Consider the following 21,648-nt stretch of genomic DNA (forward strand, 5'->3'; position numbering starts at 1 on the left):
GCCATCACTGTCCTATAAAAACCAGCCCTATCCTGCAGTAGCAAAACGACCTCTACGGCATGCAAATGCCGTAGAGGTCGCGCCTTTTATAGAGCCAACCAGTCAGTGCGCCAGCAGCGAACCACCCTTCTTGCCCGCCAGTTTCTCCGGCTTGATCAGGAAGTGCGCCAGTGCCGGCAGTAGCCACAGCGCGCCGAACATGTTGACGATAAACATGAAAGTCAGCATCAGGCCCATGTCGGCCTGGAACTTGATCGCCGAGAACATCCAGGTGGCCACGCCGATGGCCAGGCACAGGCCGGTGAACAGCACCGCCTTACCGGTCGAGCGCAGGGTCTGGTAGTAGGCCTCCTGCAAAGGCAGGCCAGCGCGTAGGAAGGTTTCCAGGCGGCTGTAGATGTAGATGCCGTAGTCCACGCCGATGCCCACGCCCAGGGCGATCACCGGGAGGGTCGCGACCTTCACGCCGATGCCCAGGAAGGCCATCAGGGCGTTGCCGAGGATCGAGGTGAGGATCAGCGGCAGCACGATGCAGACGGTGGCGGCAAAGGAGCGGAAGGTGATCATGCACATGACGCCGACGCACAGGTACACCAGCACCAGAATCAGCAACTCCGAGGTGCTGATCACTTCGTTGGTGGCGGCCTCGATGCCGGCGTTACCGGCGGCCAGCAGGAACTCGACGTTGTCGGACTGATGCTCGGCGACGAAACCTTCGACCGCCTTCACCGCACGCTTGAGCGTTTCCGCCTTGTGGTCTTCGAGGAACACCAGCACCGGCGCCACCGAGCAGTCGGCGTTGTACAGGCCGTCGGCACGGGCGATGGAGTTGTTGAGCACATCCGGGTTGCGCGACAGGGTTTCCCATTTCAGGTTGCCCTCGTTCATGCCCTTGATCACCTGGCGCGACACGCTGACCATGGAGATCGCCGACTGCACGCCTGGCGTGTTGTCCATGGTCCACATCAACTCGTCCATGGCCGCCATGGCTTCATAGGTCGAGCAGCCTTCGGGCGCGGTCTTGACCATCACCACCAGCACGTCGGAGCTGGTCGAGTAGTTGCGGATCACGAAGTCGTTGTCGAGGTTGTAGCGCGAATCCGGGCGCAGCTCCGGCGCGCCCTGGTCGAGGTCGCCGACCTGCAGGTTCTGCTGCTGGTACCAGAAGCCGCCGATACCGGCCACCAGGGCCAGGGTCACGGAAATCGGCGCGACCTTGGAGCTGGCGAAGTTCGACAGCAGGCGCCAGAACGGGTGCTCGCTGACCGCATCGCGCTTGCTGCGCTCCACCGCCTTCTTGCTGATGCCGATATAGGAAATCGCCACCGGCAGCAGGATCAGGTTGGTGAACACGATCACTGCCACGCCGATGGAGGCGCCGATGGCCAGCTCGCGGATCACGCCGATATCGATCAGCAGCAGGGTGATGAAGCCCACGGCGTCGGCGAGGATGGCGATCATCCCCGGCAGGAACAGCTGGCGGAAGGTCAGCCGCGCGGCCATCAGTGGCGTGTCCGCCGCGCTGGACTGCAGGGCGATGCCGTTGATCTTCTGCACGCCATGGGAAATGCCGATGGCGAAGATCAAAAACGGCACCAGCATGGAGTACGGGTCGATACCGAAGCCCACCGTGTACATCAGGCCCAGTTGCCAACCCACCGCCACCAGGGTGGTGATTACCACGGCGATGGTGCTGCGGATGCACCAGGTGAACCAGTAAAGCAGCACGAAGGTGATCAGCAGCGCCACGCCGAAGAACAGCGCGACCATCATCAGACCATCGATCAGGTCACCGACCTTCTTGGCGAAGCCGATGATGTGGATCTGCACGTCCGGGTTCTGCGCCTGGTACTTGTTGCGGATCTTCTCCTCGAGCTGGTGGGAAAACTGCTGGTAGTCGAGCTTGATCAGGCGGCCCTGGTCTTCAGGATCCGGGTAGGACTCGAGCAGCGGCACGTCGATGATGCTGGACTTGAAGTTGTTGGCCACCAGCCGGCCGATCTGCCCGGACTTGAGCACGTTGCCGCGCAGCTCCTCGAGGCTCTGCGCGCTGCCGTCGTAGGTCTGGGGGATCACCTCGCCACCGGCGAAGCCTTCCTCGGTCACCTCGGTCCAGCGCACGCTGGGGCTCCACAGCGACTTGAGCCCCGAGCGGTCGACGCCGGGGATGTAGAACACCTCGTCGTGGATCTGCCGCAGGGTTTCCATGTAGGACTGGCTGAAGATGTCGCCGTCCTTGGCCTCCACGGAAATCCGCACGGTATTGCCGAGGTTCGCCAGGTCGTTGCGGTGCTCCATCATGTTCTGGATGAACGGATGGCTCAGCGGGATCATCTTCTCGAAGCTGGTCGAGGGACGCACCTGGGTGGCCTGGAAGAACAGAAAGACACTGACCAGCAGGCAGATCAGGATCACTGCCGGTCGGTTGTTGAAGATCAGGCGCTCCAGCAGGCTGGCCTTGTCTTGATCAAGGTTACTCATCGAACACTACCCCAGCTGGTTATTGTTGGCCTGGATTGGCACCGGTCTCGGTGGTCAGGCGTACGCCGCCCTGCCCGACCAGCACCAATTTGCCGTCTGCACCCGCAGTGACGCCCGCCAGGGATACCCGATCCGGGCGGTTGAACACGCTGAAGCTATGGCCGTGGTCGGTACTGCGCAACACGCTGCCGCCATGGCCGACCACCAGGATGCTGCCATCGACCAGGGCGGCCGCACTGGCCAGGCCGAATTCGAGCGTGCCGCCGCTGGCGGTGGCGAGCGGGACCTGCTGCCAGGTCTCGCCCGCATCCGTGGAGCGGAACAGGTGGCCGCGCAGGCCGAAGACCAGCAGGCCATTGGGCTCGCCGCTGGCGATCACGCCGAACAGCGAGCCCTGGTAGGGACCTTCCAGGGTTTCCCAGCTTTGCCCTTCATCGGTGGAGCGAAACAGACTGCCCATCTCGCCGACGATGAACAGGCCGGCGTCCGGCACCTCGGCGATGGCATTGAGGTGGTAGGTGTCTTCGTTGTCGAGGCGGTCGCTGACGTCGTCCCAGCTGGCGCCGCCATCGCTGGTTTCCAGCAGCGCACCGTAGGCGCCGATGGCGAAGCCGTGCTGGGCGTCCCTGAACCACAGGTCGAGCAGCGGCGCTTCGCGTTGCAGGTCTTCGAACTGCTTGCTCCAGGTCGCCCCACCGTCGCTGCTCGCCAGGATCAGCGCGTCGTGGCCAACCGCCCAGCCATGCTGCTCGTCGACGAAATACACCGCGGTGAGCATCTGCCGGGTCGGCACCTTGGCCTGGGTCCAGTTGGCGCCGTCATCGTCGGAGTACAGCACGTGGCCGCGCTCACCGACCGCCACCAGGCGTTTGCCGGCATGGGCGACATCGAGCAGCAGGCTGGAGACGGCGCGGGTCGAGGGCACCGAGAAGGTCGCCGTATCGGCGGCCGCGGCCTGAACGAGCGGCGCAGCGGCCACCAGCAGCGAACACAGCGCCAGCGCCTGCAGCACGGGCCAGGCGATTTTACCGCTTCGGGTGCGCCGCACCATGGGCTCACTCATACACAACTCCCCCTTTGTTCTTGTTATTCCGGCGCCTGCGCGGCGCCGCCTATGCTATCGGCCTTTGCAAGACATGGTAGCCACCACGTTCTGCTGTTTTGTAAGAAAAAGCCCGTGTTATCGATCGTGCGAATGCCTGTTGCTCAACAGGCGGGCCTTCTCCGCTATCGGGTGCCGCGACGGCGCAGCGCAGCCGGCGTGAAATAGCCGTCATCGGCGGTCGGCTGGCTGAAGTCGATGGTGTTGGCTTCCTCGTTGTCCAGGTTCTGCACGTGGTAGCGGCGGGCCTGCAGGTCGTGGAACACGTCCAGCGCAGACCAGGTGGTCGGCAGTTCGTAGTAGTTCTTCAGGTACGCCATCGACACGCGCCACAGCTCGCCGCGGCCATCGTACTGATCGACCACGGCGGCCTGCCAGCTGTCTTCGTCCAGGTACAGGGTACGCTTGGAATAGATATGCCGGGCGCCGGTCTTGAGCCTGCCCTCCACCACCCACACGCGGTGCAGCTCGTAGCGCGTGTAGGCCGGATTGAGATGGCCGACCTGCAGCAGGTCCTTGTATTTCACCTCTGGGCTGGTGAGCTTGTAGCTGTTGTAGGGAATGTAGATTTCCCGCTTGCCGAGCAGCTTCCAGTCGTAGCGGTCCGGGGCGCCGTTGAACATGTCGGTGTCATCGGCGGTACGCAGGCCGTCGGCGGCGGAAATCGGCGTGTCGTAGGCCAGGTTCGGCGCGCGGCGCACACGGCGCTGGCCGGCGTTGTAGCCCCAGGCCTGGCGCGGTTCCTTGACCTGGTCCAGGGTCTCGTGCACCAGCACCGCACCCCCGGCCAGGCGCGCGGGGCTGCGAGTGAACGACAGGTAGTAGAACAGGATGTTGTTCAGGTCGGCGTAGCTGCCTTTCGGGTCGTAGAACTTGAACAGCGCCTCCTGCTGCGAGGTGACCAGCGAATAGGAGCCGTTGCGCTGCACCGCCACTTCCGAGGCGCGGCGCACCACGTAAGTGCCACGGTAGCGGGCGATGTGGTTCCACAGCGCCTCGACGCCATTCTGCGGAATCGGGAACGGGATGCCGCCATAGGCGTCGGCAAAGCCGTTGCCGCCGTCGAGCAGCTTGGCGCTGACGGCGTTCCTGGCGGTGTTGTCGTACACCCACTGCGGCGCCGAGCCCGAACGGCGGCTGGGGTAGACCGGCATCTGGAAGCTGTCCGGGTAGGTCTCGAACAGCGCCACCTGCCCCGGCGCCAGCTGATCGCGGTACTGGGCCAGGTTGGCGCGGGTGATGGTGAACAGCGGCTTGTCACCAGCGAACGGATCGACATGGTGCTTGCCCGAGCCCTGGTAACCGGCGGGCGCCTGGGTGATGCCGCCGGTCCACGCCGGAATGCTGCCGGCGGCATTGCCGGCCTTTTCAGCACCCAGCGGCGTCAGGCTCGCGCCCAGTTTGGCGGCGTCCTGTGGCGAGACGGCCGCCATGCTGTTGCCGGCCAGCAGTACCAGCGCGACGGCGACACCCTTGATGTTCAGCATGCTGTTTCCCTGTGATCAGAAGGAGTATTTGACGTTGAAGCCGACGTTGTCACGGTCGCGCACGGCATTGTTGTTGCCACCGCCGGAGAACTCGGTGTACTGCAGCTCGGCCTCCAGGCTGTTCATGTAGGCCGCCTTGATGCCGAGGGTGTAGGCCTTGCGGCCCTCGATGAAGCGCCCGGTCTGGTAGGAGTTGCCTTCGAAATCATCACGATAGACGACAAAGGGCGACAGGTTCACCCCGGCGAACACGTCGTTCCAGGTGCCCGACAGCACCAGGGTGTAGCCGTAGGCGTTCTTGTTGACCTGGTAGCTGCGCCCGTAGCCGAACACGTAGGACGAATCGCCGCGCCCCGAGTAATAGCGGGTCGAGCCGTCGAAGGCGGTGTATTTCAGGTCGCTACCGCGCAGGTGTTCGGAGGCCAGCTCGGCCACCCCGGTCAGGGCGTCGAAGCCCAGCGACGGGCCGAAGTTGTAGATGCTGCCCAGCGAGGCGTCGAAGGCCTCGACGCGCTCGTAGTTGTGGATTTCGTCACCCAGCTGCAGGGTCTGGCCACCGATGTTGCCCTGCTGGCCCTGCACCAGCTGCGGCGCCTGGCGCAGCAGGTCGCCGAGCAGGTCGTTGGTGGCGGCGATGCCGATCGGCAGGTTCGGCCGGTAGGCCAGTTCACCGAACACCGAGGCATCGCCCAGGGTGGTGTTGAAGCTGAAACCGTACATGCGGATGTTCTCCACATATTCGCGGCGGGCATTGGCCTGGTTGGCGGCATCGACGGTGGCTGCCCCGTTGACCAGGCCCAGGAGCGTCTGCGCCTGAGCGCTACCGGCACCAGCAGCGTTGAGCAGTGCAGCGTAGCTGGGAATGCTGCCAGCGCTGGCCGCGCTGGTGATGGCGTCCATATCCAGGCCCGAGAAACCATCGAGGTCGGCGTAGAGCGTCGGCTCCTTGGCGTGGTAGTTGACGAAGTAGAAACCGAACTCAGTGGCGTTGAGCTGTTCGGCAATATAACGAAAGGCGACGCCGAACTGGCCGTCATCCTTGGCCTTGATATCCGAGCCAATGGAGGCGACCTTGAAGTAACCGTTGCTGTCGAGGTAGTCAGTGCCCTGCAGCCCACCAGCGCCAAGGGCGGTCAGGCCGGCATAGTTGCTGCGGAAGGCGGCGCTGCCCAGCGCTGGATTGCGGGCATAGGCCGTATCGCCCCCCTCGGCGAACAGATCGGTCTCGGCGAAGTAGCTGCCCACCGGGTCTATGGCGCTTTCCTTCCATTTGAACTGGTAGAAGGCTTCCATCGACAGGTTGTCGGTCAGGCCGATATTGAAGCTGACGGCCTCGACGGGAATCAGCACTTCCTTTATCTCCGCGCCAGGCAGGCGGAACCGTGCGCCATCCACCGGGTTGCTGGCATTCACGCCACCGCGGTAGAACACACCCTCGCCCCAGTTGAACACCTGGCGCCCCAGGCGAACGCTGAGCGGGCGCTCGGCGACATCCCAGTTGGCGTAAACGTACGCATCGAGAATCTGCGCATCGCGCCCGGCCTTGTGGCGGGTGTCGCGGGTGAAGCTGTCATCGTTGGGGGTGTTCTGGCTGGGCTGAGCGCTGCGGTTGCCGCTGTAGAAGTCGTTGCGCTTGTCCATGATCTGCGTGTCATAGAACGCCGTGCCGCGCACGAACAGGCCGTAGTTCTGGTAATTCATCTCAAGATCCGAGGTGATCTTGAACACTTCCGAGGCCAGGCCGGTATCGAAGTTGCGGTTGCCGTCATTGACGTTGACGTCGTCGTTGCCCCGGCTCTGCCCCTGCACACGCCACAGCTGCCCATAGGACAACGTGGTGTCCAGCGAACCGCTGACCTCGTTATCGGCAAAGCTGAACTCCACCGCCTGCACGGGCGCGGCAGCCAGCAACGGCAGCATGCCCGCCAGGGCAAAACCGGATCTTGCCCGCTGGGCCTGCTCAAGGGACCTGATACGCATTGAATCACTACTCCGCAGACAGACGGTCATTGTTCGTTACGGCCCACTTTCCCGGCGGGCCTGGCGAGCCCCTGACGAGGCACCCGTTGATGACCTTGAACTGACCGGCGTCACTGCCCTGTGCAGTGCAACCTTGGTGCCAATTCAAACGATCGTATTAGCTGAAAGCGCTTTTCTAGAGCAGCTCCGTAGCGTCTCTTTGTGACTGGTCGGCCACTGATCAGCAATGGCCCGTTATCGACCTAGAATCGCTTACAAAGGCTTTCAGCACGCTGTCGGAACGCCGCATGGGAGGCAAAAAAAAACCCGGCTAAATGCCAGCATCACCAAAGCGGCCGCGATATTAAGTGCGTCGCCGAACGCAGCGTTAGCTTTTCATTCCCTGAGGTAACAGAAAATTGTTACCACGCAATCTGCTGGTAACAACGCCAGGGGCACCACGGTGGGGCTGATGGCGTCCAGAATGGACGCCGGAGGGACATGCAGCAGCGGCTGCCCGAAGCGGCCGACGCCGCTCCAGGCAAAGCCTCAGGCGAGGCTCTTGCTGACGACTTCGTAAACGTCGGGCGACAGTTCACCGGAGGCGAGGATGCGCTCCAGCTGGGCCTTCATCAGCGCCTGGCGCTCGGCGCCGTATTTGCGCCAGCGGGTCAGCGGCGCCAGCAGGCGCGAGGCGATCTGCGGGTTCAGCGCATTGAGCACTATCACCTGGTCAGCCAGGAAGCGGTAGCCGCTACCGTCGATGGCATGGAAGTTCACCAGGTTCTGCCCGGCGAATGCGCTAATCAGCGCGCGCACCTTGTTGGGGTTCTTCAGGGTGAACGCCGGGTGCTCCATCAACGCCTGCACGCGGGCCAGGCCACCGGGCAAGGTGCTGGCGGCCTGCACACTGAACCACTGGTCCATGACCAGGGCGTTGTCCTTGAACTGCTCGGCGAAGGCTTCGAGCGCCTTGCTGCGCTCGGCCTCGAAAGGCGAGTTGACCAATACCGCCAGGGCGGTCAGGCGCTCGGTCATGTTGTCACTGGTCTCGAATTGATCGAGGGCTGCGGCCAGCACCTGGGGCTGGTCACCGAGCATCAGATAGGACAGCGCGATGTTCTGCAGCGCGCGGCGGGCAAAGTGCTCGGCCTCGGCGACATAAGGCGTGTTGCGCGAAATCTCGCGGTTGGCCTGATAGCGCTGCCACAGGGGCTCGAACAGCGCCTCGGCCAGCTGCTGGCGAGCGAACTCGCGGGCGCCATGAATGGCGTCGACGTCAGCCACCTCGCTGATTTCGGTGAGGTAGGCCTCGCCCGGCAGCGAGAGCATCTCGGCGACCATGGCCTGATCCAGACTGCCATCCTGCAGCAGGCTGCGCAGTGCGCTGACCAAACGCCCATCGAGCATCAGCGCTTCGCCGCGCTGGTACTGGCCGATCAACTCCTGCAACACCTGCACGCTGAGCTGCTGGCCGGCTTCCCAGCGGTTGAAGCCGTCGCTGTCGTGCTGCATCAGGAACATCAGCTGGTCGCGGTCGTAGGCGAAGCTCAGCTTGACCGGCGCACTGAAGCCGCGCAGCAACGACGGCAGCGGCTTCTCGGCGATATCCACGAAGGTGAACGACTGCTGCGCCTCGGTGATCGACAGCACGCGGTTGCTGCCCACTGCAGCGGCTTCGCCCTGCAGGCGCAGCGGCAGGTCATTGCCCTGCCCGTCCAGCAGGCCCAGCTCCACCGGGATCACGAACGGCAGCTTGCTGCTCTCGCTCTGCCCCGGCGTGGCCGGGCAGCTCTGGGTAAAGGTCAGGGTGTAGGTCCTGGCGGCGGCATCGTAGCTATCGCTGACCGCCAGGCGCGGCGTGCCGGCCTGGGTATACCAGCGCTTGAACTGGGTCAGGTCGATACCGCTGGCATCTTCCATGGCCTTGACGAAATCGTCGCAGGTCACGGCCTGGCCATCGTGCCGCTCGAAGTACAGGTCCGAGCCCTTGCGGAACGCCTCGGCGCCCAGCAGGGTTTGGATCATGCGCAGCACTTCGGCGCCCTTCTCGTAGATGGTCAGGGTGTAGAAGTTGGAGATTTCCATGTACGCGTCCGGGCGTACCGGGTGGGCCATGGGGCCGGCGTCTTCGGCGAACTGGTGGGTACGCAGGTAGGCGACGTCCTGGATGCGCTTGACCGTCGGCGAGTTCATGTCCGCCGAGAAGGCGGCGTCACGGAACACCGTGAAGCCTTCCTTGAGCGATAGCTGGAACCAGTCGCGGCAGGTCACCCGGTTGCCGGACCAGTTGTGGAAGTACTCGTGGGCGACGATCGCCTCGACGCGCTGGTGGGCGGCGTCGGTGGCGGTTTCGGCACGGGCCAGCACGGCGCTGGAGTTGAAGATGTTGAGGCCCTTGTTCTCCATGGCGCCCATGTTGAAGTCGTTGACCGCGACGATCATGAAGATGTCCAGGTCGTACTCACGGCCATACACCTCTTCGTCCCACTTCATGGACTTCTTCAGGCTGTCCATGGCGTGCTGCACCTTGTCGATGTTCTCCGGCTCGACGTAGATGCGCAGCGTCACCTCGCGGGCGCTCAGGGTGGTGAACTTGTCTTCCACGCACCACAGGTCACCGGCGACCAGGGCGAACAGGTAGGCCGGCTTCCTGAACGGGTCTTCCCAGGTCGCCCAATGCCGGCCATCGCCCTCCTCGCCGCTGGCGATCGGGTTGCCGTTGGAAAGCAGGATCGGGTACTTCTGCTTGTCGCCGCTCAGGGTGGTGGTGAAGCTGCTCATCACGTCCGGGCGGTCGAGGTAATAGGTGATCTTGCGGAAACCCTCGGCTTCGCACTGGGTGCAGAACATGCCGCTGGACTTGTACAGCCCTTCCAGCGCGGTGTTGCTTTCCGGGTGGATGCGCACGGTGCTGTCGATGACGAAGCTGGCCTGGGTCGGCTGCACGGTGAGCGTGCTTTCGGTCAGCTGATAGTCGCCGGCACCCAGCTCGCGATCGTCGAGCTTGAGATGAAGCAGCTCAAGCTGCTGACCATCGAGCACCAGCGCCGGCAGCGCGGCGGGCAGCTGCGGGTTGCGGCGCATCACCAGCTGGGCATGCACCAGGGTGTGATCCTCGAACAGCTCGAAGGTCAGGTGGGTTTCGTCGATCAGGTAATCCGGCGCCTGATAGTCCTTGAGGTAGATGGTCTTCGATTGTTCGGTGCGCATGGGAGGCCTCTTCGAGGCAGCTTCAAGCTACGAGCTTCAAGCTGCAAGTCGGGTTTCCATCAGCTTGCAGCTTGTGGCTTGCAGCTTATGGCTAATTGGTAGGCGGTGTACTTGCGGATGTTGATGACGCCCGTGTCGAACATCAGGTACTGGCCCTTGATGCCGAGTAGCGTGCCTTCGGCGATGGGGTTCTTGTCCAGGTTGAAACTGGTGATCTTGGCCGGATAGCCCTCGATCGGGTAACGGATCTCCACCACGCTCTGCTCGTTGAGCGGCTGCACGGCCTGCAGGCCGAACCGCTGTTGCAGCGCGGTGATGCCGCCTGCACAGGCATCGAAGATCTGCTCACGCACGTACAGCAGATCGACCGGCGCCGCATCGCCCTTGAGCAGTGCGCGCCAGTTGGTCTTGTCCGCCACCTGGCTGCGTAGCAGATCCTCGACGAAACCGGACTGCTGACGGGTGGCGACGCGCATGATCGGCAGCGCCTGGGTGGCGCCCTGGTCGATCCAGCGGGTGGGAATCTGCGTGGCGCGGGTGATTCCGACCTTGATGCCTGAAGAGTTGGCCAGGTACACCACGTGGTCGGTCATGCAGAACTGCTCGCCCCAAACGGGATCACGGCAGGTGCCGGCGTCGTAGTGACAGCGCTCGGGGCTCATGATGCACAGGTCGCACTGGGCCAGCTTCTGCATGCAGGGGTAGCAGTAGCCCTGGCTGAAACTGGTCTTGGTCTTGCGGCCGCAGTGGCTGCAATGGATGGCGCCGAGAAATTCCAGGCGCAGGGTCTTGCCGATCATCGGGTTGACGGCGATCTGCTCGTCACCGAGGCGAAACGCATACTGCACTGGCGCATCGAGTGTGGTGGCCATCTTACTCAGGGCGCCGCGGGCTACTTCGAACATCAGTGCAGGGTTTCCGAGGACTTGAACAGGATGTTCGGGACGGGCTCGGATTTCGAGGCACATTCGGACGCGCCCATGTAACCGGTGCGCTGATCCTCGGGCAGGTTCTCGATCTCCCAGGCGATCATCGCCTGCAGGCTCAGCTCTTTCTGCTCCTGGGTCAGCTTGCGGCCATCCGGCCACTTGCCGATCTCCACGGCCAGCTTGAGGCTTTCATACACGTCCGGGGTGATGTTGCGGATCAATTCGACGAAGGAGGACATGGCTGACTCCAGGGCTGGAAAAGCGCTGATTCTACCCTATCTGACCCGCCAAGCCGAGGCGCTGGCGACGCTCAGCGCCGCGCCAGCTGGCGAGCCAGCAGCCCACCGATGGCACCGGTGAGGCAGCCGGCGACCAGCCCGCCCACATGGGCAGCGTTGGCGATGGCACCGAACTGCAGCAGCTCGAACACCCCGGTCATGCAGATCAACAGCCACACCAGCATGCTCACCAGCACGCCACGTGGCAGCCGGTACGCCGCATTCGGCGCCAGCAGCTGGAACAACCAGCAGTGGCCGAGCAGCCCGTAGAGCACGCCGGACAAACCGCCGAACAGCGCCGGCCCGCCGTAGAGGTACTGCGCCACGTTGGCAGCGAGGCCGAACCACAGGGTCAGCAGCAACAGCATCAACGCGCCCTGGCGTGCCTCGATACGCCGCCCCAGCTCCCAGTACCACAGACTGTTCATCGTCAAGTGGAGGATGCCGAAGTGCAGCAGCATGGGCGTCAGCAGGCGCCACCACTGGCCGCTGTCGAGGGCCTGGGCGAAGGTGCCGAAATAGATGTACTGCCCGTCGATATGGAAGTCGACGAAGCTCAGCCAGCGCACCACGTCGTAGTCTTCACCGCCCCAAGTCAACACCGCGACCAGCAGGGTCAGCGCCAGCACCACCAGGGTCAGCGGGCTGCGCCTGGCCCCGGCGGCGATGCCCGGCCGCGTGCTGGCAAGCGGCGGGCGCAGTGGCTGCGGATTCGGATCGCCCGCGGGCGCCCGTGCATACAGCTCGCGTACCTGGGCAGCGATCTCTTCGTCCGGCACCCAGAGCACCTGCTCGTTGCCCTGCTCGGCCACCCGGTGCGGCACACCCAGCCTGGCCAGCAAGCTGATGAACGCCGCCAGGTCCTGCTCCAGCGGCGCGCGCAGGGCGATCACCGGGCTCATCGCGCCGGCCCCGGCCGTTCCACTTCCACCCAGACGAACTTGGCCGGATCCAGACGGATTTCCTGATCCAGCCGATAGGCCACCAGCTTGCCGTACATCACCGCGCTGTAGTCCAGGCAGGCGATGTTCGCGCAGATCGGCGCCGGCGTACCGCTGCGCCAGTAGTGGCCGACGAACAGCGGCGGCTGCTCGGGGCCGTAGGTCAGCAGCTGCGCCTTGTCCTCTTCACTGAGGGGCAGGCAGGCGACCTGCTCGGGCAGCGGGTCGGGCTGGAACTGCACGTCGCCGTAGGTCAGCGGGTTGCCGGCCCAGAACTTGGTGCGAAAGAACGAGCGGGTGAAGCCGTCGCTGCTGGTCATTGTCAGCCCGCCGGGCAGGCGCATGTCGGTGCCGCGCAGCAGCCGGTCGAGCACCGTGCAGGCGAAGCTGCCGGGCACCGCCGAGGCCTGCAGGAAGTGTTCGTCGATGCAGCCACTGGGGAACTGCCCGCGCAGCGAGGCGATCATGGCCTCGTCCCAGCAGGCGTGCACCACGCGAAAATGGCCGGCATCGAGAAACAGCGGCAGTTCGTAGAACCAGGCCAGCATGTCACGCCATTCGTCCGGGTAGGCCTGGAACTGCCGCAGCGTCTCGCCGATCAGCCGCTCGTGCCGCGCCGTGTGCTCGCGTACGAAGGCGCGCCCACTGCCCGGTGGCGCCGGGGTCATCCAGCCCAGGGCGTTGAATTCGTGGTTGCCCATGATGCACAGCGCCTCGCCGGCGCGCACCATGTCGTGCACCAGATGCACGGCTTCGCGAATGCGCGGGCCGCGGTCGATCAGGTCGCCGAGAAAGATCGCCATGCGCTGGGGGTGCCGCCATACGCCGTCCTGGCGGCGATAACCCATACGTTCGAGCAGGCGCACCAGGGTATTGGCGCACCCGTGCACATCACCGATCAGGTCGTAACCGCGAGACGGATCGAGCTGCATCAGTCGCCTCCGCCGAGTCGGCTACCCCAACCCAGTTTGGTACGGCAGACCTCGTAGTAGTTGTGATCCAGCGGATGGATCAGGCACAGCTTCTGGGATTTCTTGCGCACGGTGATGGTGTCGCCCGGCGCGCAGGTGAAATGGTTCTGGCCGTCGCACGACACCTGCGGATAGAGCTGCAGGTCCTTGGAGACGACGATCTTCAGCTCGCTGTTGCCATCCACCACGATGGGCCGGCTGGACAGCGTGTGGGGGTACATGGGCACCACCACGATGGCATCGAGCTTGGGGTGCATGATCGGCCCGCCCGCCGACAGCGCGTAGGCGGTGGAGCCGGTCGGCGTGGCGACGATCAGGCCGTCGGCCTTCTGGCTGCATACGAACTGGCCATCGATATACAGCTCGAACTCGATCATCCGGTTGGACTTGCCCGGGTGCAGCACCACGTCGTTGAGCGCATCGCCCTGGCCGATCGCCTCGGAATGCCGGCGCACTTCGGTCTCCAGCAGAAAGCGGTTCTCGGTCAGGTAATTGCCTTCCAGCACCTCGGCGACCCTGGATTCCAGCTCGTCCGGGCGGATATCGGTGAGAAAGCCCAGGTTGCCACGGTTGATGCCCAGCACCGGCACCTTGTGGCGGGCCAGGGCGCGACCGGCGCCGAGCATGCTGCCGTCGCCACCGACCACGATCACCAGGTCGCAGAACTCACCCAGGTGCTTGCGTGCCGAGGTCTGCAGGCCATGGCCCGGCAGTACTTCGGCGATGCTGTCGTCGAGAATCACGTGCAACTGACGCTCGAGCAGGAATTTCTTCAGGCGGCGAATGGTGTCGAGCACCTGGGTGCTGCCCAGGCGGCCGATGATGCCGATATTTCGAAACTGCTCCATGGGGCTCCCGCAAGGCTTTGGCTCTAGTCGCCCGATTATGGGTGAAAGCTCATCGCACCAGCAAACCCTGACGTCGACGGGCCTAGCAGGCCGTTGAAAAACGTAGGCGAGGCAGCCGGTGCAGTACCGATAGCGGCCCCGCAAAAACAGCCGAAACGTAGCGCAGCGGCGTTACAGCCGAAGGCTGGCCCGCAAGCGGAGTGTACGAGTTGTACATGAGTATTTTGGCGGGGGCGCCTAGCCTGGACTCGCACGCGAGGCTGTTTTTAAGGCAGCAATGGCCACGCACCACTGCATGGATGCAGGGGGTAGAGCGACGCAGGACGCCAAAGCCGAGGTAGTTTTTCAACGGCCTGCTAAAGACCTATGCTGCAGCGATGAACCCCTTCGCCGCCCTTGTCGACCTGCCCCGCCACCTCAGCGAACCTGCCGTGCGTGATCTGGCCTGGACGCTGCTGTCCCCGCCGCTGCTGGCACATACGCCCTGGCCGCAGCGCCACCCGCTGGCCGACTCGGGCTGGGCTGCCGAACCTGGCCTGCTGGCCGACTGGTTGCGGCGCCAGGACCAGACGCCGCAAGCCCTGCACCAATGGTTGTCGCGCAGTTCGGTACGCCGCCTGGGCCTCTATTACGAGCGCCTGTGGCAGTTCGCCCTGCAGGCGGCGCCCGCTATCGAGGTGCTGGCCGCCAACCTGCCGATTCGTCAGGGCGGCCACACCCTGGGCGAGCTGGATCTGCTGTTGCGCGATGCCAGCGGCGTGCACCACGTGGAGCTGGCGATCAAACTCTATCTGGGCCAACCGCCGCTGGCGCCAAACCACTGGATCGGCCCGGGCGGTCGCGATCGGCTGGATCTCAAGCTCGGACACCTCGCGAGCCACCAGTTGCCCTTGTCGGCTTCTTCCGAAGCGCGGGAGACCTTGCAGGCGCTAACCGACGCGCCGATCCAGGCCTCGATGTGGCTGGGTGGCTATCTGTTCTACCCCCATGGTAAGGATCATGCGCCACCGCCGGGAGCCGAGCCGGCGCACTTGCGCGGGCGCTGGCTGCACCGCCGTCAATGGGCGGCGCTGCAGGCCGAGCATACGGATGCCCGCTGGCAACCGCTGCCGCGCAGTGCCTGGCTGGCCCCGGCGAAACTGCCGGCGACGCAGGGCTGGTCCGACAGTCAGTTGCAGGCATGGCTGGACACGCTGCCGGTGGACGCCGGTGCCCAGCTGCTGGTCGATCTGCAGCCCGATGGCAGCGGCTCGCTCGCCGAGCGCCAGCGGATCTTTCTGGTCGCCGATGACTGGCCGTGCAGCGGTACCGAACCGGGTGCGGTGCCGCCCTCAACGGCCTGACGCGGCAGCCAACGCGGCCCGCCGGCCCTGCAAGCCACCGGTATGCACGAAGATCAGCCGTGTACCGGCGCAGATCTCGCCTCGTTCGATGGCCTCACGCAGCGCCAGCAGCGCCTTGGCGGTGTACAGCGGCTCCAGGGGCAAACCGCTCTGTGCCTCGCAGTGCGCCATAAAGGCCAGCAACTCGGCGTCCTGCCGCGCGAAACCGCCGCGACAGGCCGCCAGCAGCCGGTACCCGGCGTTATCGCGCCCCGCCTCGGCCAGCAGCGCCTGCACCTGTTTCGGCACACCGTGGTCCAGGGGCACCGCCAGGGCGCCATGCACGGTACGCTGCCCGCCCTCGCCGATCACCAGCCCGGCCAGGGTGGTGCCGGTACCGGCGGCCAGCCACCAGCCGTGGTAATCGCCCCAGCCAAGCGCCGGCAATTGCGCAGCCACCATGGCAGGCAACTGCGCACAGCCCAGGGCGCCCGGCAACCCGCCACCGCCTTCGGGCACCGGCATGAAGCCCGGGTAGCGTGCCTGCCACGGCGCCCAGAACCCGGCGCGATGCCGTTCCCGGTAGCCGCCGTAGCCCAGCCAGTGCAGCTGCATGCCGAAGCGCTGCAAATCCTCGACGGTCGGTGTGTCCTGAGGGTGGCCGCGCAAGAGGCCGACGGTGGCGAAGGAAAAGCGCTGGCCGGCGGCGGCCAGGGCATGCAGATGATTGGAGTGAGCGCCGCCAGGGCTAAGGATGCCGCTCGCGCCCTGCTCAATGGCACGGCGCAGATGGGGGGCGAGCTTGAACCCCTTGTTGCCGCTGATCAGCGGATCGATCAGGTCCAGGCGCAATACCGCCAGCTCGACGCCTGCCAGCCAGTCGAAATGCAGGCGCTGCAGGGGTGCCTGGGGATGCCAGGCGCGGATGGCAGAGAGTGGAATCGAGGTCATGAAGAGGCGGCCCGGAAAGGCCGCCAGTTTAACCCACGGTACGCAGGCGGGCACTCTTGTGCAGCATGCAGCAGTTGGATTCGCCGGCCACGAAGCGTCCAGGCGTCTCGACCCGCTCGAGCGCGACGTCGCAGCGCTGGCCGTCCGCCTGCCGGCCTTCGCAGCGCGGCCGCTGGTAATGTTCCAGCCATTGGCGGTACTGGCTTTCCGGCACGAAGCACTTGCTCGCGGCATAGGCCAGCGGGCCGGCCAGGTAGCGGTCGACATCCTGCAGCGGCACGGTCAGGTGCCCGGCGCCCGGATGGAACACCACGAACACCACGCCCTGTGCGGCCAGGCGCTCGAGCACCTGGCTGGCGCCGCGTTGGGCGGCCTCGCCCTCACGGCGGCGCGCCTGCTCCTCGGCCGCAGCCTGGGTCGCGAGAATGCGCGCGCGCAACTCTTCGTCGAACTGTTCGCGCAGGATCTCGCGCTCGGTGCGCGCATGGCGCTCGGCGGCGCGCATCCGCACCGCCATCTCCTCGCGTTCGCTCTGCTGCGCTTGCCGTTGCTCGGCCAGCTGGGCTTTGAGGTTCTGGTTGAGCCCCTCCTGCTGCCGCAGCGCCTGGCGCAGGGCCAGAATCTGCCCCTGCAATTCGGCCACTTGCCCGCTGCTCTGGGTGGCAGCGCGGGCCAACTCGGCCTGGTGCTCGCGGGCCAGGGCAGCGAGGCGCTCGCGCTGCTGGCGAACCAGTTGCGCAGCCTTCTGCCGGTAGTCGTGGGACAGCCGCTCGGCGAGCTTCTCGGCCAGGTCACGGGATGAATCGACGGCGTACCATTGATCTTCCGAGGCCATCTGCAGCCGTTCGGGCGTCACGGCAGGGGTCTCTTCTTCCTGCATGAGGATGCCGAGGCTGTTGGCTCGCACCGTGTCACGCAGGGTGGCCAGGTCGTTGTTGCCGGGTACCAGGCTGGGGTCCCAGAGGTGCATCTGGTGCCAGGACACCGGGCACTGGCTACGGCAGGCCAGGCGAATCGGCCCGCCGCCCAGGTCGGGACCACGGCCGGCACGTTCGGCCATCTGCTGCAGGGGGATGTTCCAGCCGGCGTCTGGCGCGCCGCTTTCGTCGAAATCCAGGTAGAAGAACACCGCCGAGCGAACCTGCAGGCGGCCATTGATCACCACGTACGCGGCCCGGACCTGCTCGTCGGCCAGGGTCGGCATTTTCACCAGGCCATCGAGCAGAGTCTCGAATTCGGCGTAGAACATCTGCCTGCCGATGCTGCCGTCCGGGGCGAAGAACATCACGGCCTCGATCAGTTGCGGCTTGCTCATCGATGTTCTCCACAGGTAATGACGGTGCTCGACTGCAAATCAGCTGGCGCAACGAAACGCCAACCAGGCAAGTCTAGGCGAGAACCCATTACAGGCTGTGTGACCCGGTTGGCAGTCATTCAGCCGCAGGACGAACGGTGTGTTCGAACTGTGACCGGCTCCCTAGCAGCCGCCTGGCGAAAGTAAAAAGCCTAGAGCCTGTCCACGATATTTCGGCTCGACTTCAGCGCTTTGACTGCAAAGTCGCGGAAGCAGCCGCAAGCTGCAAGCCCCAAGCTACGAGTTAGAAGCAGTCCGCAGTGCTCTAGCTTGTTCTTGCAGCTTGAGGCTTGCGGCTTGAAGCTCAATGTCCGCTTCTGCCTTGCAGCAGCCTCTTCAATGTCGCCTGAAAAGATCATGAACAGGTTCCTAGAGTTCTGCCGCCAACCGCGAGCCTTGATTGATGGCGCGCTTGGCATCCAGCTCGGCGGCCACGTCAGCGCCGCCGATCAGGTGCACAGACGCGCCGCCGGCAACCAGCTCGTCCTGCAGTTCGCGCAGCGGGTCCTGGCCGGCGCAGAGAATCACCGTGTCCACCGGCAGCACCTGGGGCTCGCCCTCGGCCACGCGCAGGTGCAGCCCATGGTCGTCGATCTGCAGGTATTCGACGGCGTTGATCATCTGCACCTGCTTGTTCTTCAGGCCCGCACGGTGGATCCAGCCGGTGGTCTTGCCCAGGCCGTCGCCGACCTTGCTCTTCTTGCGTTGCAGCAGGAACACCTGGCGCGCCGCCGGCTCGACCTGGGGTTGCACGCCAGCGACGCCGCCACGGGCCTGCAGGGCCGGATCGATGCCCCACTCCCTCCAGAACGCCTCGCGGTCCAGGCTGGTGGCCGGGCCGGCGTGGGTGATGAATTCGCTGACGTCGAAACCGATGCCACCGGCGCCGATCACCGCCACGCGCTGGCCCACCGGCTTGCGCCCCAGGATGGCGTCCAGGTAGCTGATCACCTTGGCATGCTCGACACCTGGGATGGCCGGGGTGCGCGGCACGATGCCGGTGGCCAGGATCAGCTCGTCGAAGCCACCGGCGAGCAGATCCGCAGCGCTCACCCGGGTGTTAAGGCGCAGCTCCACGCCGGTGGTTTCCAGCTTGCGCTTGAAGTAGCGCAGGGTTTCATGGAATTCCTCCTTGCCCGGGATGCGCTTGGCCACGTTGAACTGGCCACCGATCTCTCCGGCCGCATCGAACAGGGTGACGCGATGCCCGCGCTCGGCGGCCACGCTGGCGGCGGCGAGCCCAGCCGGGCCGGCGCCGACCACGGCGATCTTCTTCACCGTACGGGTGGGGATGTAGTTGAGCTCGGTTTCGTGGCAGGCCCGCGGGTTGACCAGGCAGGTGGTCAGCTTGCCGCCAAAGGTATGGTCCAGGCACGCCTGGTTGCAGCCGATACAGGTGTTGATCTCGTCGGCGCGACCGGCGGCAGCCTTGTTGACGAACTCGGGGTCGGCGAGGAACGGCCGCGCCATCGACACCATGTCGGCATCGCCCTCGGCCAGCACCTGCTCGGCCACTTCCGGGGTGTTGATGCGGTTGGTGGTGACCAGGGGAATCTGCACCTCGCCGCGCAGCTTGGCGGTGACCTTGGTGAAGGCGGCGCGCGGCACCTTGGTGGCAATGGTCGGAATACGCGCCTCGTGCCAGCCGATACCGGTGTTGATCAGCGTGGCGCCCGCCGCCTCGATGGCCTTGGCCAGCACCACGATCTCGTCCCAGCTGCTGCCGCCCTCGACCAGGTCGAGCATCGACAGCCGGTAAATGATGATGAAGTCGCTGCCCACCGCCTCGCGCACCCGGTGCACGATCTCCACCGGCAGGCGCATGCGGTTGGCGTAGCTGCCGCCCCAGCGATCGTTGCGCTGGTTGGTGTGGGCCACCAGGAACTGGTTGATGAAGTAGCCCTCGGAACCCATGATCTCCACGCCGTCATAGCCGGCCTGCTGGGCCAGCACGGCGCAGTTGACGAAGTCGGCGATCTGCTTCTCGATGCCCGCCTCATCCAGCTCCTGGGGCTTGAACGGGTTGATCGGCGCCTGGATGGCGCTGGGCGCCACCTGCTTGGGGCTGTAGGCGTAGCGGCCGGCATGCAGGATCTGCATGCAGATCAGGCCACCTGCGCCATGCACCGCCTCGGTGACGATGCGGTGCCTGTCCGCTTCTTCGGGCGTGCTCAGCTTCGCCGCGCCGGCATACACGCCACCTTCTTCGTTCGGCGCGATGCCGCCGGTGACCATCAGGCCGACACCGCCACGGGCGCGCTCGGCGAAGTAGGCCGCCATGCGCTCGAAACCGCCCGGCTTCTCTTCCAGCCCGGTGTGCATGGAGCCCATCAGGGTACGGTTCTTGAGGGTCACGAAGCCCAGATCCAGGGGCGCGAGCAGGTGCGGGTAGGCGGTCATGGTCAGGTCCATCGGCGTCGGTCACGGAATTGCCGCAGCCTGCGCGGGCAGCGGTCGTATGGCACAGACGATAGTGAAGCAGATGCGCCTGCTCAATGATCATAAATGACAAATCAATGATCAAAAGTGACAGCCGACTGGCACTGCGCCAATCGCCGAGCTAGGCTGGCGAACTTCCTTGGGACGCACGCTGATGAAACCTGCCGCCATCCGCCTGGGCGACCTCTCCGTCGGCTACCTGCACAGCCTGGCCGATGCCGTCGAGCACCTGGGCCATGCCTCGCGGCCGCTGCTCGAACACTACGGTTTCGATGCCGCGCGCCTGGCCGAGCCCCGCGCGCGGCTGTCGATCCCGCGCTACATGCACCTGGGCCATGCCGCCATCGTGCAGACCGGCGAGCCGGCCCTCGGCCTGCTGATGGGCCGCTTCGCCTACCTGCATCGCCTGGGCCTGGCCGGCATCGCCGCGGGCCAGGCGCCCACGGTGCGCGAAGCCGCCCGCACGCTGATCCGCTTCGAGGCGCTCTATGCCGCCAACTATCGAGGCCGTTCCAGCCTGCTGGAAGACAGCAGCGGCGCCTGGCTGCGTTTTCACTCCATTGGCCCCTACAACGCCTACAACCGCTTCGTGGTCGACACCGTACTGGCCGCCTGGCTGCAGCAACTGGGCGCCCTCGCCCATACGCCGCTGCCCGCCCAGGCGCTGCAGCTGGAATTCGCGGCCCCCGACTACGCCGAGCGCTACCCGTTGGAATTCGGTTGCCCGGCCGTCTTCGAAGCCGACTTCAACGGCATCCGCCTCGACCTGCAGGCGCTCAATCTAAGCAATCCGCTGCACTGCCCGGGCACCTGGAATGAATTGTTACAACTTTGCGAGCAAGAACTGCAAAGGCTGACACGGCCGCAAAACATGCGTGATCGCGTCATCCAGCTGCTCGGCCCGCGCCTGCATGGGCGAGAGCCGGACATGGACGATATCGCCCGCCAACTGCAGCTGCCAGCCTGGACCCTGCGCCGGCGTCTGGCCGAAGAAGGCACGCGCTTCAGCACCATCGTCAACGAGACCCGGCGCGACCTGGCCCTCGCCTACGTGCGCGACACCGAGCTGAGTTTCGGCGAGATCGCCTACCTGCTCGGCTTCGCCTCCGCGGAGGCCTTTCAGCGCGCCTTCAAACGCTGGCTCGAGTGCCCGCCCGGGGAGATGCGTCGACTCTTGCGGCAGAGCGGCAACACATCTGAATCTATGAAATAACTATTTTCATTTGCAGCTGCGGGTTTTACGCTTCTCATCCGTCCTAGTAGATGACCGATCCAGTGGTGCCCGCCCCGGCGAGCACCCTATCGGTTTGTTCTCCTTGCCGGCCGTCGGGCCGGCGAGGTTTCGTTCGTACCTAAATCGCTCTCCGTGCCGC

Annotated in this window: 15 protein-coding genes; 2 read left to right on the forward strand and 13 right to left on the reverse strand. The window is 65.1% G+C overall.

All coding sequences use genetic code 11. From position 1 onward, the window contains the following. Positions 1-102: 102 nt before the first annotated feature. From SA190iCDA_RS16420 to SA190iCDA_RS16465, 10 genes are all read right to left on the reverse strand, one after another. A complete protein-coding gene (locus tag SA190iCDA_RS16420) occupies positions 103-2,481 on the reverse strand; it encodes an efflux RND transporter permease subunit (RefSeq protein ID WP_070886435.1) in 2,379 nt (792 codons plus the stop codon). A gap of 19 nt (positions 2,482-2,500) precedes the next feature. Continuing rightward, complete coding sequence (locus SA190iCDA_RS16425) at positions 2,501-3,544, reverse strand: WD40/YVTN/BNR-like repeat-containing protein (protein WP_070886436.1); 1,044 nt, start codon at positions 3,542-3,544, stop codon at positions 2,501-2,503. A 164-nt stretch (positions 3,545-3,708) separates the two neighbouring features. Further along, positions 3,709-5,070, reverse strand: a complete 1,362-nt coding sequence (locus SA190iCDA_RS16430; protein WP_070886437.1) for a DUF1329 domain-containing protein — start codon at positions 5,068-5,070, stop codon at positions 3,709-3,711. Between the two features lie 15 nt (positions 5,071-5,085). Next, complete coding sequence (locus SA190iCDA_RS16435) at positions 5,086-7,050, reverse strand: DUF1302 domain-containing protein (RefSeq protein WP_070886438.1); 1,965 nt, start codon at positions 7,048-7,050, stop codon at positions 5,086-5,088. A 528-nt stretch (positions 7,051-7,578) separates the two neighbouring features. Beyond that, positions 7,579-10,242 (reverse strand): aminopeptidase N, encoded by a 2,664-nt coding sequence (gene pepN, locus SA190iCDA_RS16440; RefSeq protein WP_070886439.1) that lies wholly within the window; start codon positions 10,240-10,242, stop codon positions 7,579-7,581. 59 nt (positions 10,243-10,301) lie between these two features. Further along, a complete protein-coding gene (locus SA190iCDA_RS16445) occupies positions 10,302-11,147 on the reverse strand; it encodes a DUF2797 domain-containing protein (RefSeq protein ID WP_070886440.1) in 846 nt (281 codons plus the stop codon). Next, on the reverse strand, positions 11,147-11,410 hold the full coding sequence (locus SA190iCDA_RS16450) for a YeaC family protein (protein ID WP_070886441.1): 264 nt from the start codon (positions 11,408-11,410) through the stop codon (positions 11,147-11,149). Before SA190iCDA_RS16450 ends, SA190iCDA_RS16445 begins: the two co-directional genes overlap by 1 nt. A gap of 71 nt (positions 11,411-11,481) precedes the next feature. Further along, positions 11,482-12,351, reverse strand: coding sequence for a rhomboid family intramembrane serine protease (locus tag SA190iCDA_RS16455; RefSeq protein WP_070886442.1), 870 nt, complete (start codon positions 12,349-12,351; stop codon positions 11,482-11,484). Then, entirely contained in the window at positions 12,348-13,322 is a 975-nt protein-coding gene (locus tag SA190iCDA_RS16460) for a metallophosphoesterase (protein WP_070886443.1), read from the reverse strand. Before SA190iCDA_RS16460 ends, SA190iCDA_RS16455 begins: the two co-directional genes overlap by 4 nt. Continuing rightward, on the reverse strand, positions 13,322-14,209 hold the full coding sequence (locus SA190iCDA_RS16465; protein ID WP_070886444.1) for an NAD(+) kinase: 888 nt from the start codon (positions 14,207-14,209) through the stop codon (positions 13,322-13,324). The genes SA190iCDA_RS16460 and SA190iCDA_RS16465 overlap by 1 nt, the downstream gene beginning before the upstream one ends. Positions 14,210-14,586: 377 nt before the next feature. Here SA190iCDA_RS16465 and SA190iCDA_RS16470 point away from each other — a divergent pair, with 377 nt between their 5' ends. Then, positions 14,587-15,552: a DUF1853 family protein gene (locus tag SA190iCDA_RS16470; RefSeq protein ID WP_070886445.1), complete on the forward strand. Its 966-nt coding sequence runs from the start codon at positions 14,587-14,589 to the stop codon at positions 15,550-15,552. On the opposite strand, the gene SA190iCDA_RS16475 is transcribed toward SA190iCDA_RS16470, so the two are convergent. The 3 genes from SA190iCDA_RS16475 to SA190iCDA_RS16485 form a co-directional block, all read right to left on the reverse strand. Further along, positions 15,541-16,482: a 1-aminocyclopropane-1-carboxylate deaminase/D-cysteine desulfhydrase gene (locus SA190iCDA_RS16475; RefSeq protein ID WP_070886446.1), complete on the reverse strand. Its 942-nt coding sequence runs from the start codon at positions 16,480-16,482 to the stop codon at positions 15,541-15,543. The genes SA190iCDA_RS16470 and SA190iCDA_RS16475 overlap by 12 nt on opposite strands. Positions 16,483-16,510: 28 nt before the next feature. After that, positions 16,511-17,797 carry a chromosome partitioning protein ParA gene (locus tag SA190iCDA_RS16480; protein WP_070886447.1) on the reverse strand — a complete coding sequence of 429 codons (1,287 nt, stop codon included), beginning with the start codon at positions 17,795-17,797 and terminating at the stop codon, positions 16,511-16,513. Positions 17,798-18,205: 408 nt separating this feature from the next. Next, positions 18,206-20,236 carry an NADPH-dependent 2,4-dienoyl-CoA reductase gene (locus tag SA190iCDA_RS16485; protein ID WP_139159512.1) on the reverse strand — a complete coding sequence of 677 codons (2,031 nt, stop codon included), beginning with the start codon at positions 20,234-20,236 and terminating at the stop codon, positions 18,206-18,208. A gap of 193 nt (positions 20,237-20,429) precedes the next feature. Here SA190iCDA_RS16485 and SA190iCDA_RS16490 point away from each other — a divergent pair, with 193 nt between their 5' ends. After that, a complete protein-coding gene (locus SA190iCDA_RS16490) occupies positions 20,430-21,488 on the forward strand; it encodes an AraC family transcriptional regulator (protein WP_070886448.1) in 1,059 nt (352 codons plus the stop codon). The last annotated feature ends 160 nt before the right edge of the window (positions 21,489-21,648 follow it).

It is taken from the genome of Pseudomonas argentinensis (assembly GCF_001839655.2).
GTDB classification, from domain to species: domain Bacteria; phylum Pseudomonadota; class Gammaproteobacteria; order Pseudomonadales; family Pseudomonadaceae; genus Aquipseudomonas; species Aquipseudomonas argentinensis_B.

Coding starts and splice junctions, on each gene's coding strand:
- SA190iCDA_RS16425 (WP_070886436.1), bottom strand. CDS start 3,544: ATGAGTGAGCCCATGGTGCGGCGCACCCGAAGCGGTAAAATCGCCTGG.
- SA190iCDA_RS16470 (WP_070886445.1), top strand. CDS start 14,587: ATGAACCCCTTCGCCGCCCTTGTCGACCTGCCCCGCCACCTCAGCGAA.
- pepN (WP_070886439.1), bottom strand. CDS start 10,242: ATGCGCACCGAACAATCGAAGACCATCTACCTCAAGGACTATCAGGCG.
- SA190iCDA_RS16460 (WP_070886443.1), bottom strand. CDS start 13,322: ATGCAGCTCGATCCGTCTCGCGGTTACGACCTGATCGGTGATGTGCAC.
- SA190iCDA_RS16430 (WP_070886437.1), bottom strand. CDS start 5,070: ATGCTGAACATCAAGGGTGTCGCCGTCGCGCTGGTACTGCTGGCCGGC.
- SA190iCDA_RS16420 (WP_070886435.1), bottom strand. CDS start 2,481: ATGAGTAACCTTGATCAAGACAAGGCCAGCCTGCTGGAGCGCCTGATC.
- SA190iCDA_RS16475 (WP_070886446.1), bottom strand. CDS start 16,482: ATGACCTCGATTCCACTCTCTGCCATCCGCGCCTGGCATCCCCAGGCA.
- SA190iCDA_RS16455 (WP_070886442.1), bottom strand. CDS start 12,351: ATGAGCCCGGTGATCGCCCTGCGCGCGCCGCTGGAGCAGGACCTGGCG.
- SA190iCDA_RS16490 (WP_070886448.1), top strand. CDS start 20,430: ATGAAACCTGCCGCCATCCGCCTGGGCGACCTCTCCGTCGGCTACCTG.
- SA190iCDA_RS16445 (WP_070886440.1), bottom strand. CDS start 11,147: ATGTTCGAAGTAGCCCGCGGCGCCCTGAGTAAGATGGCCACCACACTC.
- SA190iCDA_RS16435 (WP_070886438.1), bottom strand. CDS start 7,050: ATGCGTATCAGGTCCCTTGAGCAGGCCCAGCGGGCAAGATCCGGTTTT.
- SA190iCDA_RS16465 (WP_070886444.1), bottom strand. CDS start 14,209: ATGGAGCAGTTTCGAAATATCGGCATCATCGGCCGCCTGGGCAGCACC.
- SA190iCDA_RS16485 (WP_139159512.1), bottom strand. CDS start 20,236: ATGACCGCCTACCCGCACCTGCTCGCGCCCCTGGATCTGGGCTTCGTG.
- SA190iCDA_RS16450 (WP_070886441.1), bottom strand. CDS start 11,410: ATGTCCTCCTTCGTCGAATTGATCCGCAACATCACCCCGGACGTGTAT.
- SA190iCDA_RS16480 (WP_070886447.1), bottom strand. CDS start 17,797: ATGAGCAAGCCGCAACTGATCGAGGCCGTGATGTTCTTCGCCCCGGAC.